Below are 14105 nucleotides of genomic sequence, written 5' to 3' on the forward strand. Positions count from 1 at the left end.
TTTTGTTATTGATTGAAGGATAACCCATGTCCCAATTCCGTCTTGCCCGTCTTAGCTTGCTCCTGGCCGCCATCGGCCTCAATGTCCTGCCAGCCCTGTCGCACGCGCAGGATGCCAAGCCAGCCGCCGCCGCTGCCGCGCCAGCCGATTCGGTACGTCCCGAAGTGTTCAAGCTGCTCGATCCGGTTGCCGTGAAGGCATCGATGGATGCGAAAAACTACGCCGACGTACAAAGCCGCATCGACCAGGCTGCCGCCATTCCCGCCCTGACGCCGTATGAAACGTTCGTGCTGAACCGCCTGCGCGTGGCGCTGGCGTCGACCACCAACAATGCACCGATGGCCATGACGGCGCTGGAAGCGGTCATCGAATCAGGCAAACTGGACAAGAAAGCCCAGGGCGACTTCATCCAGGCGCTGGCCAACTACCACTACAACGCCAAGGATTATCCGAACGCCATCAAGTGGTTCACCCGTTACCAAACGGAAACAGGCGACGTGACCACCATGCGCCCGTACATCATCCGCGCCTACTACTTCAGCAATGATTTCGCGCGCGCGAAACAGGAACTGATGGCCGACCTGACAGCCAAGCAGCAAGCGGGCAAGACGCCGACCATCGAAGAATTGCAATTGCTGGCCAACACGGGTTCGAAAAGCAAGGACCCGGCCACCTACCTGGTCGCCATGGAAAACCTGGTGCGCTACTACCCGTCGGATGACTACTGGAGCGATCTGCTGAGCCGCACGCAAGGCAAGGCCGGCTATTCCGACCGCTTCGCGCTCGACGTGCTGCGCCTGCAATTCAAGGCCGTGGGCACCATGCCGCCGCAAGATTACAGCGACATGGCTGAAATCGCTCTGCAGAACGCCTTCCCGACGGAAGCGAAAAAAGTGCTGGACGCGGGCTTTGCCAAAGGCGTACTGGGCACGGGCGCGAATGCCGCCAAGCACAAGAAACTGCGCGACCAGGCCAACAAGGCTGCCGCCGACGATGCGAAGAACATCGCCAGCGGCGAAGCGTCGGCCATGAAGAGCAAGGATGGCACGGGCTTGATCAACCTCGGCTACGCCTTCGTGACGATGGACCAGTTCGACAAAGGTATCGACCTGATCCAGAAAGGCATCGCCAAGGGCGGCCTGAAGCGTCCTGAAGACGCCAAGCTGCGCCTCGGTTATTCCTACGCCATGGCTGGCAAGAAAGATGACGCCATCAAGGTCCTGGAAACGGTCAAGGGCGGCGACGGCGTGGGCGACCTGGCACGCTACTGGATCCTGTGGCTGAACCGTCCTGCCACGGCAACGGCGGCACCGGCAGCAGCGGCACAGTAATTCCCGTTCCCGCCAGCATGCGCAAGGCAGTTCCCGGCTCACGCCGGGGCTGCTTTTTTTTCGACCTTTTTCACTCCCCCATGCCGCCAGCCACCGCCTCCGCACCTGTACCTGAACGATTGACCAGCCTGGACGCGTTCCGCGGCTGCGTGATCGTCGTCATGATCTGGGTCAACTATCTGGCCGGCATGCCCGGCATCGCCTGGTGGCTCGAGCATGCGGGTCCTCGCGCCGACGGCATCACCTTGCCCGACCTGGTCTTTCCCGGCTTCCTGTTCATGGTCGGCATGGCCATACCGCTGGCCTTGCAGCGCCATTGCGGCCACGTCACGCCCGCCCTGCTGGGACGCCTGCTGTGGCGCTCCGCCAGTCTGATGCTGGCCGGCGTGGTACTGGCGAATGCCTACCGCTACGATGCGCAGGCGGCGCCGCTGCCGCACGCCCTGTATTTCCTGCTGTTTTACGTCGCCATGATGCTGCTGTGGCGCCAGGGCGCGTGCAAGCTGGCGCTAGCCGTGGGCGGCGCGCTGATGCTGTTCCTGCTGGCGACGTTCCGCGGAGAGCTGAACAGCGAATTTTCCAGCACCTGGCTGCAGCCGTCGTGGTGGGGCATCCTCGGCATGATAGGCTGGTCCTACCTGCTGTGCAGCCTGCTGTACCTGGCGTGCCGGGGCAGCGGCACGGCGCTGATGGGCGTGTTTTCCCTGCTGATCGTGCTGTACATGGGGGGCACGGCGGGCAGCCTCGATTTCCTGCCGGCAGGCGTCAACGCCTTCGTCAACGTGCCGCAGGTGCTCGGTTCGACGGCCGCCAATGTGCTGGCCGGCACCCTGGTGGGCCAGCTGTTCCTGCGCGGTGCCGCCCTGCGCCATGGGCAGCGCATCCGTTTCATGGCGTGGTTCGCGCTGGGCTTGCTGGCGGCCGGCCTGCTGCTGCGGCCGTATCACCACATCAACAAGATCGCGGCCACGGAATCGTACACACTCGTGTGCAGCGCCCTCATCCTGGCCCTGTTCCTCATGTTTTATGTCGTCATCGACGTGTGGCGCTGGCGCGCCTGGGCCGTGGTGCTCGTGCCTGCCGGCACCAACGCCCTGTTCGCCTACATCGTGCCCGACCTGTGGCAGCAGCTGGCGGCCGTGCTGCACCTGCCGCGCTTCTGGTGGCCCTGGCTGGAAACGGGCGGCGCGGCCGGCCTGTGGAATGCCGCCGCCGTCACCGCCCTGATGCTGGCCTTCACCGCGCTGGCCACGCGCTACGGATTAAAACTGAAGTTCTAGACCTTGATATAGATCTTGCACTTGTCCATGGCATAGGCGATCAGCCAGCACAGCAGCATGAAGCTGACGGCAAACAGCAAGGAAGCCATGCGCGCCGGCGCCCAGCCCGTGAACCAGTGCTGGTACAGCCACTGGTACAGGTTGCCGCCGCCGATGCGCACGGTAAACGCGATGATCACCAGCACTTCCGACACCAGGTAGATGAACAGGGTGTTCTTGCCGAAGACTTCAAAAAAATACGTCCAGCCCGTGCTCTTGCGCACGTCGATGACGAACATCAGCAGCGCCAGCAGCAGCAAGTCCAGGCCGATGCCGAGCATCACATAAGAGCTGCTCCACAGCTTCTTATTGATCGGAAACACTTCATTCCAGCACAGGGCCACGGCCACGCAGATGACGCCGGCCACGGCCAGTTGATACAAGCTGGAGCGCAGCCGTGCCGGCGCCGCCTGGCGCACGAAGCTGCCCGCCAGGTAGCCGGCAATCACATTGACGATGGACGGCAAGGTGCCGAGGATACCTTCCGGGTCGAAGGCGATGCCTTCGCCGTGGTACAAATGGCTGTCGCCCAGCAGGATCAGGTCCAGCTTGGCCGGCGCATTGCCGTGCAGGCTGTAGTCGCCAAAACAGGCCAGGATGGCCCAGTAGCCGAGCAAGGCGCAGGCGCTGAAGACGAGCGCGCCGCGCGTCTTCCCGTAATGCAGGATCAGGGCGGCGGCCAGATAGCACACGGCGATACGCTGCAGCACACCGGGAATACGCGTGTGCGACAACGGCGACCAGGCGAACTGGCCCGCGTCGTCGATCTTGAAGAAGGGAAACCAGTACAGCAAAAAGCCCAATAGAAAGATCAGCGCGCTGCGCTTGCACAGCCGGGCCAGCACGGCGCCGTGTCCCAGGTGTTCATACTTGCCCAGCGCAAAGGCCAGCGCATTGCCGACGACAAACAAAAAGCTGGGAAAGACCAGGTCCGTGAGGGTAAATCCATGCCATTCGGCATGCAGGAAAGGCGCATACACGGCGCCCCAGTCGCCAGGCGTATTGACGACGATCATCAGGGCGACGGTCAGGCCGCGCAGGACGTCGAGGGCGAGGTAGCGTTGAGAAGCAATAGTCATGGTCAAACAATTCAAAAAGATAAAAACCAGCTTCCCGCTTGTGGCGGAAAGCCGGTAAAAAAAACTACAACTTGGCGCGCAGGCCAAAGTAAAACTGGCGGCCATTCGAATACAGGGCCGTCGGCTGGTCCTGGTTGGCGCCGTAATACTTGAGCACCGGATTGTTCAGGTTCAGCACATCGAAGGTCAGCGAATAGCGCTCGTCGATCTTGTAGTTGAGCGATGCGGCCAGGTTGCCCACGCCATGCACATACTGGGGCGAGCTGCTGAACAGGCCGGCCAGGAAGCTGGAGCGGTAGGTATAGGCCAGGCGCGCGCTCAGCCGCTCGTCCTCGTAATAGCCTTCCAGGTTGTAGGTGCCGCGCGAGCTGCCGACCACGGCGGCGCCATCGTCGGCCTTGCCATTCGTATAGGTGTAATTGCCCACCACGCCGAAACCGCCCCACAAGCCCTGCTGGTAACTGAGTTCCACACCCTTGTTCTTGGCGCCGATATTCGTCGGCGACTGGATCACATAGGTGTTGAATTTCTTGAAGGTATTATTGTAGTAGCTCACGGGCGCCGTACCAAACGTCACGTACGATTTCATGTCCATGTAGAAGGCCCCCACGGACAGCATGGCTTTCGGCGCGAAGTACCATTCCAGGGTGGCGTCGTAGTTGGTCGAGCGTATCGGTTTCAAATCCGGATTGCCGCCCGTTCCCGTCAGCAACTGGTCGTTCAGGTTGACGGCGCCCACCAGGGCGCTGTAGTCGGCGCGCGCCATGGTTTTCGCCACCGCCGCGCGGGCCACCAGGTCCTTGCTGAGGTCAAACTTGATGTTCGCGCTCGGCAGCACATCCGTGTAGCTGTGCTTGACGACGGTGGGCGTGTAGGTGCCAAAGATGTTTTCCTGGCCGATCGGGTTCTCGCCGCCCGGCACGTTCGTCACCGTCGTCTGCTGCGTGCGTACCACGCGTACGCCCACGTTGCCGCGCCACTTGTTGCCTGCCAGGTTGGCCATGATGTAGGCCGCGCTATCCTTTTCCTTCACGTCCAGTTCAGCCGGCCAGTTGCGCGAATTCGGGCCGCCCGTATTGTCATACTTGTTGGCCCACGCCACCAGGTCGGCCGGATCGAGCTGCCAGTAGCGTCCCTGCGCATTGCCGCCCAGGCCCTTGCCATAGTCGCCCGGGTAGGTGCCGCCATTCCATGTCGGCAAGGGCGCATTCGTCGTGCCGTCGCACACGGCGCAGCTGCGGTTTTCCGGCCATGACACATTGCGGTGGTGTTCCGCGTAGCGCGCGCCGAACTTCAGCGATTCCAGCACGCCGTAATCCATGCTCAGCTCGCCATCGGCCTGGCCGTATTTTTCCGTGTCCAGGGTTTCCACATGCGAACCCCAGGCCGATGCCGTTACCGCATTCGATAACTTTGAAACATCGAGACCGGGGAAATTCAGCCTGGCCGGCGACAGGCCGTTCAGCTGGTACGACACGCCCACACCGGTCAAGCCCGCCTCATAGCCGAGGTCGACGGGTGTTTCGCCTATGCCGCGCGTGTAGCCGAGGCTGCCCGTGATGCGCAGGCGCTCGCTGGCGCGGTAGCTGCCGTTGAAGTCGATGTAGGCGGTGGACGAGTTCGAGCCAGGGCGGTAGATTTGGTCCACCAGGGCCGGATACAGCTGACCGTTGTACGGCGTGGTGGCATTCGCGGCAGGAAATTGCGACGCGGGAAAATCGGCTGCCACCAGGGTGTTGTTCTTGACCGTAAACGCGCTGGGAATCACGCCCACATGCTTGCCGTCATTATCGACGGCATTCAGATTGGCGCCCGGCTGGTTATAAAAGCTGCGGTTGTAATTGGCCGCGTCCAGCTTGGAATAGAAGCCATTGACGTCCAGCATCAAATCAGACGTCGGCTTGAATTGCAGGTCGAGGCTGCCCCCCTGGCGCTTGCGTACCTGTTCGAACAGGGCCGAGTTGATGCCCAGCGGTGCCAGCACACCGGCCAGTTCCGGATGTTTCTGCGCGGCAGGGCTGTCGGCGTCGATGGCGCCATACCCGAAGAATTCCTGCCCGTCACGGCGTTCGTGGCGCTTCTCGGAAAACACCTGGAACAGCACGCCCATAGTCTTCGCTTCGTTCTTCCAGTTAAACAGGGCGTTCATCTGAGGGTCGGTCTTGCCCGGCAAGTCCGCATAGATGGCTTGCACGGCCAATTCCGCCGTGAACGGCTGCTTGAAACTGAGGGGCTTGCGCGTCTCGATATTGATGGAGCCGGCCACGCCGCCTTCCACCAGGTCCGCCTGCGCGCTCTTTTGCACGGTGACGCGGCTGACAATTTCCGACGGCAGCAAGGCAAAGCTGACGCTGCGCCCCACGGTGCCCACCTGGTCCGTGACAAACCAGTCGCCCGTACCCACGGCGTGGCCGTTGATCAGGGTTTGCGTCAGGCTGGGACTGGTGCCGCGGATGCTGACCCGGTCATTTTCCGAGAAGCCGCCCTCACCGCCGGCCGACGAGGAAATGTTGACGCCAGGCACACGCTGCACGGCGTCAGCCACGTTCTTGTCGGGCAACTTGCCGATGTCTTCCGCGCTGACGACGTCGATCACTGAATCGCTGTTGCGCTTCTGGCTCAGCGATTGCTCCAGCGAGGCGCGGATGCCGGTCACGACCACTTCCTGCATGGGGGCTTGCTGCGCCTGGGCAGCCATGCTCATGGACAGCAAGGCTGCGGCGGCGGCGATGGGATGTAATACGGGATGCAAACGGCTGTTCATAGACTCCTCGTTATGGATGCCCGCCGCGCTGGCGGGACGGTTTTATGGATGAGTACAGACGGCAAACGACGGGGTGCAGCAGAAAGCGACAAAGATCAGCGGGAGCGCCGAAAAAAAAGGCAAGCCCCTGAAACAGGAACTTGCCTTGAAAGACCGAGGAAGACCGGGCCTGACGCGGGTGCATCAGGCCGGATCGTCTTGCTTACAGCTTGCCGCGCAGGCCCAGATAGAAGGTACGGCCATTGCTGTAGAACGCGCGTGGCTGATCCTTGTTTTCGGCGTACATCTTGATGGTTTCGTTGGTCAGGTTAAGCGCATCGAACGTGATCGTGAAGTGCTCGTTGATCTTGTAGTTGAGCGAACCTGCCAGCGTGCTGCTGTCGTCGACGTGCTGGCTGGCGCCACGGTCCACGCCGGCCTTGTAGGCCGAGCGATAGTTGTAGGCCAGGCGCGCGCTAAAACCGTGTGCTTCGTAGAAAGCGGTCAGGTTATAGGTGTTTTTCGACGCGTTCAGCAATTCGCTGCCATCGTTCAGCTTGCCGTCGGCGTAGGTGTAGTTGGCCAGCACGCCGAAATCACCGAACACCGGTTGCTGATAGCTCAACTCGACGCCCTTGTTCTTGCCCTTGGTGTTGTAGGACTCGGTCACCTGGAACACCCTGTCAGCACCAACCTTGGTATTGAAATAGGTGGCGTTGACGTTACGTTGCGCCACGATCGAATTCAAATCCATGTAGAAGATGCCGGCCGAGACCGCCGATTTTGGCGCGAAATACCACTCGGCGCTGACTTCGGCATTGTTCGAACGCACAGGATTGAGGTTAATGTTGCCCTTGGTACCACTCAGGGAATCCTCATTCAGCGATACGGCGCCGCCCAACGCGCTATAGTCAGGGCGCGCAATGGTCTTGGCCAATGCCGCGCGCACAACGAGATCGTTGCGGACATCAAACTTGATGTTGGCGCTAGGCAGGAAGTCGTTATAGCTGCGATCATAAGTGTTTTGCGAGTAGGCGCCAAATGCGGAACCTGTGATCGGACCGCCGCTGGCATTCACCGTCGTGGACTGCTTGGTATGGACGGCGCGCACGCCGAAGTTACCGCTCCAGTTATCGCCGGTCAGATTGGCCATACCGTAGACTGCCTGGGTTTTTTCCTGCAGCTTGAATTCATCGCGCCAGTTGTGGCGAGCGACGCGGTCAGGATTGCGGTTGCCCGGAATCGCCGCCCATTTTGCCAGGGCATCGCCGTCATAGCGGAAATAGTTGGTAGGCAAATTGCCGCCCAGGTTGGAAGCGAAATTACCCGGATACAGCGTACCGTTCCAGATGGGGCCGGCACTGTCCAGACCTGTCGCGCCAGGACCCGTTTCAAATGGGTGCTCGGCGGTACGTTTATGGTCGGTGAAGCGCGCGCCAAACTTGATGGAATCCCAAATGCCGCTCGACAGGCGCAATTCGCCATCGATCTGGGTATACAGTTCCTTGTCGACCGACTGCGATTCCCCGCCACCGATCCACGCCGTGCCCAATGGCGCCGTGGTCGTGCCGCCCGGATAGGAAACGGTAGCCGGACTCATGCCATTGAGCGCATAGTTCATGCCGCCATCGACCTTGTTTTGGTAGTACACATCATCACGGTCGTAGCCCACGCCGTGGGTCTTGCCCAGCTTGCCGGTGAAGGTCAGGTCCTTGCTGGCGCGGTACTTGAAGTTGAAGTCCAGATAGTACGTTTCACCGCCTGCGTCCGGACGATAAATATTGTCGACCTCGCCGGCATTCTTCGTGAAGTTCGCCGCCACGAGCGTATTATTGCGCACCGTGTAGGACGTCGGCACCATCCCCGCATTGATCGAGCCACTCGGCGCGGCCAGGTGGTTGGTATTCGAATGCGGCGCCTTCAATTGCGAATAGAATCCATTCAAATCCAGCGTCAGATCCTTGTTCGGCTTGAACTCGATATCAAACGCACCACCCTCACGGGTTTTCTTTTGCTGGAAGAAACTCGCGCCTATGAAGGTAGGGGCCAGTACGCCCACCAGATCAGGATGCGCCTGCGCAGCAGCCTTGTCGGCAGAAATCGCCGTGTAACCGAGGATTTCCTGGCCATCACGACGCACTTCCGACTTTTGCGAGAAACCCTGCACCATGATCCCCAGCGTATTGTCGTCGTTTTTCCAGTTCACCATACCGGAGAATTGGGGCTGGGTTTTCTCCGACAGGTCATTGTAGTTGGCCTGAATCGAGCCTTCGGCCGTAAACTTGTTCTTGAACTCCAGCGGGCGGCGCGTGATCACGTCGATCGCACCGGACACGCCGCCTTCCACCAGATCAGCGGTGGCGCTCTTTCTCACCACTACCGAGCTCACCAGCTCGGATGGCAGCAAGGAAAAACTGCTGCTGCGGCCCACGTTGCCGCCGAATTGGTTCAGCACGAACCAGTCGCCGGTGCTGATGGCGTGGCCGTTGAACAGGGTTTGCTGCAAGCTGGGGCTGGTGCCGCGCAGGCTGACGCGGTCGTTTTCGCCGAAGCCGCCTTCGCCGCCGGCCGACGATTGGGTATTCACACCTGGCAGGCGCTGGATCGCGTCAGCCACGTTACGGTCTGGCATCTTGCCGATATCTTCGGCGGTGACTACTTCCACCACGGAATCCGCATTACGTTTTTGCTTCAGCGATTTTTCCAGCGAGGCACGCACGCCGGTCACCGTCACCACGGTGGCCACGTCTTCGGCGGGCGCTTCCTGCGCCTGCGCCGAAAAGGACAGACCGGCGACCATCACGGCAACGGCCGCAGCGATCGGCGTACGGCTACGCGAACCGGATTTCACGACGGCAGCTGCAGGTGTCAAATTGCGTTTCATGTACTCCCCCTTGATTTAGGCTCCAGGATTGGAACCTTTTCATTTTTAACGTAGGTCTTCTTTCCAGCCCGCCTACTACTGCGGCATGCTGCAGACCCTTCGGCACAACCACTTACAAAACCAATTCAACGCCAATATACTACTATCCAATACCAGAACACTACCAGTTGCAACTTTTTTTTTATAACGTTGTTTGAATCACACAGACCACTTCAGCGAAATCAATTTGTAGCCCGTATGAGCGGGGTAAATACCAGCGAGGGCAGGCATAAATTGCCGCCCTGATAATTCAAATTGGTTTTATAACGGTCTTTTTTGGTATTATCCAGCGACATAAAACAGATACAGAGCGCGTCTGCAACGCGCCGTAACGGAGACCTTCAGCGTATGACAACCCTGGCTCACATCATGCAAGGCCTGGGGCAGACGAGTAGCCTGCCCCTGTACCAGCAACTGCAGCGCGCGCTGCGCGAAGCGATCGACAAGCGCATCCTCGGCCCCGACGAAGCCCTGCCGGCCGAGCGCCAGCTGGCCAGCGACCTGGCCGTCTCGCGCATCACCGTGCGCAAGGCCATCGATGGCCTCGTCAACGAAGGCTTGCTGGTGCGGCGCCCCGGCTCGGGCAATTTCATCAATACGCGCATCGAGAAAAACTTCGCCAAGCTGACCTCGTTTTCCGAGGACATGCGGGCGCGCGGACGCACGCCGCGCAGTGTGTGGCTCAAGCGCGCAGAGGGCACCGTGACGCCGGAAGAGGCCTTGCGCCTGCGGCTGTCGCCGGGCGCGCCCGTGTACCGCTTCCACCGCATCCGCTATGCGGACGAAATACCGATGTGCCTGGAATACGCGACCATCGTCGCCAGTTGCCTGCCGGCGCTCGACGCCGTCGACGTATCGATGTACGACGCGCTGGAACAGGCGGGCAACCGGCCCGTGCGCGCCCTGCAGCGCCTCAGCGCGCTGTTGCTGACGGGCGAGCAGGCCAGCCTGCTGCAGGCGGAGGAAGGCGACGCGGGCTTGTCGGTGGAAAGGCTGGGCTTTTTGCGCGATGGCCGCGCCGTGGAGTTTTGCCGCTCCTACTTCCGCGGCGATATGTATGACTTCGTGGCTGAATTAAGTACCAATTAATACCAATCGCCGCATTTCACGAATACCAGATAACACCATTTATTGCAGTGCAATATATATGCCGCCATCACGCCTATTATATGCACGGCCATGGCGAATGAATCGGCGGCGATTATGTGACCTGCGTACGGAGAATATAAAAAGGGCTGCGCAACGCGTTTTTGCGCATTGCAGCAAAATCTGACTTTTCCCATCACGCAGAAGGCATGGCGCGGCGTCCCGCGCACAGCAACATTACGCCCAGCGCCACGCAGAGCCAGCCGAACAGCGGCCCCAGCCAGCCAGCCCAGGTGGCGACGGGCGAGTGCGCCGGCAGCGGCGCCAGCAAGGTGCTGCCCGGCATGGCGCTGCTGGCCCGTTCCGCCAGCACGCGGCCATACGCGTCGCTGACCGTCAGTACCCCCTCGCGCGCCGCGCGCAGCACGGCATAACCGTTTTCCACGCCGCGCACCACCGTCATGCGCGCGCCCATCCAGCCGTCCAGCTGAAAATCCCAGGCCGGCACCAGCATCGCCTGCACCCCGGCCGCGCCATACGCCTGCCCCAGGGGCGCGAAATGCATGTCCTTGCAGATGGCCAGGCCCATGGCTTGCCCCGCCACCGGCTGCACGGCATACGCGCTGCCGGCAAGAAAATCGCGCTCGGGCGGCGCCAGATGATGTTTTTGATAGCTGACGGGCGCGGCGCCATCGGGCGCGAACAGCCAGGCCAGGTTGCGCCGGCCGGCAGCATCCTGCACGCCGATGCCCAGGGTAATCCACGCACCCGTCCCGCGCGCCAGCGCCTGGAAACGCTGCCGCACGGCATCCGCCTGCGCGGGCGCCAGCACGGCTATCTTTTCCGGCAACAGCACCAGCCTGGCGCCCTGCCCGGCCAGTTGCACCACGTGGCGCGCGTACTGGTCCCAGACGGCTTGCGCGCGTGCCGGCGGCGTGGCCGGGCCGATGAAGTCGTCGATGGCCACCAGTCCCGCCAGTGGCCCGCTTGCTGCCGGTGCGCCCTGCACGCGCCAGGCGCCACCGCCAAACGCAGCCGCCAGCAGCAGCAACGTCGCCCCCGCCGCTGGTGCATACGCACGTCCGCCGGCCAGCAGCAAGGCCAGCGCGGACGGCGCCAGGCACAGCAGAAACAGCAGGCCAGGCACGCCGGCCAGGGCCGCTACCTGCAATATGGCAACATTGTCCGCTTGCGAATACGCAAGGCTGCCCCAGTTACCATCGGGCAGCAAGGCCGCCATCAGGGTATCGATAGCCACCCACAGCACGGGGTACGCCAGCACCGTCCACGACGCCCGGTAACGCAGCACGAGGCGCCGCGTGGCCAGCACTACCAGCAGCCACAGCAGTGCCTTGACGGTGATCACGGCCAGCACGGCCGGCAAGGGCATGAGCAGGCGAAAATAACTGAAGTTGGATGACAGACCCAGCACGGTGGCCAGGAAGGTCATCCAGGCCGCATCGCGGCGCGACGAGCGCAGGGCCAGCCACAGCACGGGCAACGGCGCGCACCAGGCCAGCGGGCCCAGCGGCTGTGGCCCAAGCACCCAGTACAGGGGCAGGCCCGCCGCCAGCGCGGCGGCGGTTTGCGACAGGCGACGGCGCAGCGCGGTGGTGCCGGCGAACAGGATGGGCGCAGACAAGGTATCGGGCATGCTCATGCTTTCAGGGGAAGCCAGATTTCCACGCCACCGACGCCGCTGGCGGGATCGAATTGCCGGTCGTAGCGTTCAAAGTCGGGCGCGTCGGCCACTTCCAGCCCCGACTGCGGCAGCCACTCGTTCCACACGGTATGCCAGGTGGCGCGGATGGTGGAAATGTGGCCGCGGTGATGAAACACGGCGTAGCGCTGCGGCGCGATGCGCAGCCGCGCCCAGCCGTCGGGAGCCTGGGAAAAGTCGGCCACCGGCATGGCGCACAGGTAGTCGAAATTGCCCGCGTCGTCATTGTTGCAGCACACGCCATACACGAGCTGACCGGGCGCCACATGGGGCAGGAAGCGCTGCCACAGGGCGGGAATGCCGGCAGACGATTCCGCGCAATACCGCTCAACGAGGCCCGCCACCAGCAAGGCGGGGCCCTGCTCGAAACGGGGCGGCGCCAAAGGCACGCCCGGCGCCACATCCATTTTGATGGCGTCCACCAGCGCCAGGTTGGCGACGTGGCGCTGGGCCCGCACCGTTTCCGGCGTGACGTGGAACTGGTCGCGGAAGGCCCGCGTAAAGGCTTCATGGGAACCGTAGCCGGCCTCCAGGGCGACGGCAAGGATGTCTTGCGCGCCCTGGGCCAGCGCGCGCGCCGCCTCGCTGAGCCGGCGCGCCCGCACATAGCGCATCACGGAGTGGCCCGTGGCCAGGCCGAACGCGCGCGTCAGATGGCAGGGCGAGGCGCCGCCCACGTGGGCGATATCGCCGAGCGAGAGATCGTCCGCATAATGCGATTCGATATACCAGAGTGCCTTGGCCAGATAGTGCATGAACGCTTCCCGTTGAACGAGCAGCGACTGTAGCATTTTCAGCAAGCCGTGGCTTGACCGGAATTGCGCAATACGCGCTTACTTTCTGGTGCGCTTTTCGTGGACCAGCTGGCCGCTGCTGATGCGCGCCAGCTCGGCCATTTCCTGGGCCAGGAAGGCCAGCAAGTCGTCGATGCTGACAACGCCGGAAAGCGCGCCCAGGCTGTTGACCACGGGCAGGCGGCGGATGCCGTTGACGCGCATGCGTTCGATGATGTCGTAGACGTCTTCGTCTTCGCTGGCGGTGAGCAGCTGCGCGCTCATGATGTCGCCCACCAGCAGGCTGGCGGGGTCGAGACCGAGGGCGATGACGGAAATGACGATGTCGCGGTCGGTGAGGATGCCGATGGGGACGCGCTCGCCGTTCGGCTGTTCGGCCACGATCAGGTCGCCCACGTGGTGCTGGCGCATCAGCAGCGCGGCGTCTTGCACGCTGGTGTCACGCTGGCAATGGATGGTATGCAGGGTACAGATGTCGCCGATGCGCATGTCGCCGCTCCGTTTGAGGCAGAGTGTCCACGCTACGCCAGCCCGCCGTGGCGGGTTTGAGGCAAATCAATTGAAACGGTCTTACTTTTCTTCTGGGGGCGGCAAGAAGCAGGCTTCGACGATCTGCAGGTCGTTATCCTTGGCAAATTCGCGCACGAAGTGAAACGCCATCGGCTCGATCTCGCGCAGCTTGGTGTTGACCACCACCGACTTGACGCCATTGACGACGGTCGGGCGCACGTAGGGCGAATACTGGAGGTGCGCATTGCGCCCGCCGCCGTCGGGATTGAAACAGGACATCACTCCGCAAAGGCGCTCGGCCCAATCGCTGGGTCGGAATTGCTTGCCATTGCTGGTGAGACCAAGGATGAAGAACTCGTCTGAGAGTTCCCCTGTTTTTTGAGATAACTCGGCCATGTGGCTTGTCGGGACTGGATTGCGTGAATGGCCCCGGCGGGTAAGCCGGGCTGGTAGTCAACTACGTTTGCTGCGGTAAGCCAGTATTATATCTTATAGAAGACTTGGGTTCTACCTCCATCTGCCCTGGCGATGCAAACAGGGGCCGGCACGCCTTGCGCGCCAGCCCCTATTTTAACCTTGTTCCACGCGCAAGGCGCATGG

10 protein-coding genes are annotated in these 14105 nt (G+C 61.9%); 3 read left to right on the forward strand and 7 right to left on the reverse strand.

What is annotated here, in order from left to right; all coding sequences use genetic code 11:
- Window positions 1-26 precede the first annotated feature (26 nt).
- On the forward strand, window positions 27-1331 hold the full coding sequence (locus OX462_RS22015; protein ID WP_070313689.1) for a tetratricopeptide repeat protein: 1305 nt from the start codon (window positions 27-29) through the stop codon (window positions 1329-1331).
- 80 nt (window positions 1332-1411) lie between these two features.
- On the forward strand, window positions 1412-2611 hold the full coding sequence (locus tag OX462_RS22020; RefSeq protein ID WP_409027049.1) for a DUF5009 domain-containing protein: 1200 nt from the start codon (window positions 1412-1414) through the stop codon (window positions 2609-2611).
- Here the strand turns inward: OX462_RS22020 and OX462_RS22025 are convergent.
- The 3 genes from OX462_RS22025 to OX462_RS22035 all read right to left on the reverse strand — a co-directional run bounded on the left by OX462_RS22025 (window position 2608) and on the right by OX462_RS22035 (window position 9356).
- Window positions 2608-3729 (reverse strand): acyltransferase family protein, encoded by a 1122-nt coding sequence (locus OX462_RS22025; protein WP_409027050.1) that lies wholly within the window; start codon window positions 3727-3729, stop codon window positions 2608-2610. The genes OX462_RS22020 and OX462_RS22025 overlap by 4 nt on opposite strands.
- Window positions 3730-3793: 64 nt before the next feature.
- Window positions 3794-6493 carry a TonB-dependent receptor gene (locus tag OX462_RS22030; protein ID WP_409027051.1) on the reverse strand — a complete coding sequence of 900 codons (2700 nt, stop codon included), beginning with the start codon at window positions 6491-6493 and terminating at the stop codon, window positions 3794-3796.
- A gap of 202 nt (window positions 6494-6695) precedes the next feature.
- Window positions 6696-9356 carry a TonB-dependent receptor gene (locus OX462_RS22035; RefSeq protein ID WP_409027052.1) on the reverse strand — a complete coding sequence of 887 codons (2661 nt, stop codon included), beginning with the start codon at window positions 9354-9356 and terminating at the stop codon, window positions 6696-6698.
- Between the two features lie 387 nt (window positions 9357-9743).
- Here OX462_RS22035 and OX462_RS22040 point away from each other — a divergent pair, with 387 nt between their 5' ends.
- Complete coding sequence (locus OX462_RS22040) at window positions 9744-10484, forward strand: GntR family transcriptional regulator (protein ID WP_070221847.1); 741 nt, start codon at window positions 9744-9746, stop codon at window positions 10482-10484.
- A 193-nt stretch (window positions 10485-10677) separates the two neighbouring features.
- Here the strand turns inward: OX462_RS22040 and OX462_RS22045 are convergent, their stop codons facing one another.
- From OX462_RS22045 to OX462_RS22060, 4 genes are all read right to left on the reverse strand, one after another.
- A complete protein-coding gene (locus tag OX462_RS22045) occupies window positions 10678-12141 on the reverse strand; it encodes a nitrilase-related carbon-nitrogen hydrolase (RefSeq protein ID WP_409027053.1) in 1464 nt (487 codons plus the stop codon).
- A complete protein-coding gene (locus OX462_RS22050; protein ID WP_409027054.1) occupies window positions 12138-12956 on the reverse strand; it encodes a GyrI-like domain-containing protein in 819 nt (272 codons plus the stop codon). The genes OX462_RS22045 and OX462_RS22050 overlap by 4 nt, the downstream gene beginning before the upstream one ends.
- Before the next feature lie 78 nt (window positions 12957-13034).
- Window positions 13035-13484: a CBS domain-containing protein gene (locus OX462_RS22055; RefSeq protein WP_070221849.1), complete on the reverse strand. Its 450-nt coding sequence runs from the start codon at window positions 13482-13484 to the stop codon at window positions 13035-13037.
- 81 nt (window positions 13485-13565) lie between these two features.
- Window positions 13566-13901: a DUF3579 domain-containing protein gene (locus OX462_RS22060; RefSeq protein ID WP_070221850.1), complete on the reverse strand. Its 336-nt coding sequence runs from the start codon at window positions 13899-13901 to the stop codon at window positions 13566-13568.
- Window positions 13902-14105: the final 204 nt, after the last annotated feature.

Source organism: Janthinobacterium aestuarii (assembly GCF_046113285.1).
Classification (GTDB): Bacteria; Pseudomonadota; Gammaproteobacteria; order Burkholderiales; family Burkholderiaceae_D; genus Janthinobacterium.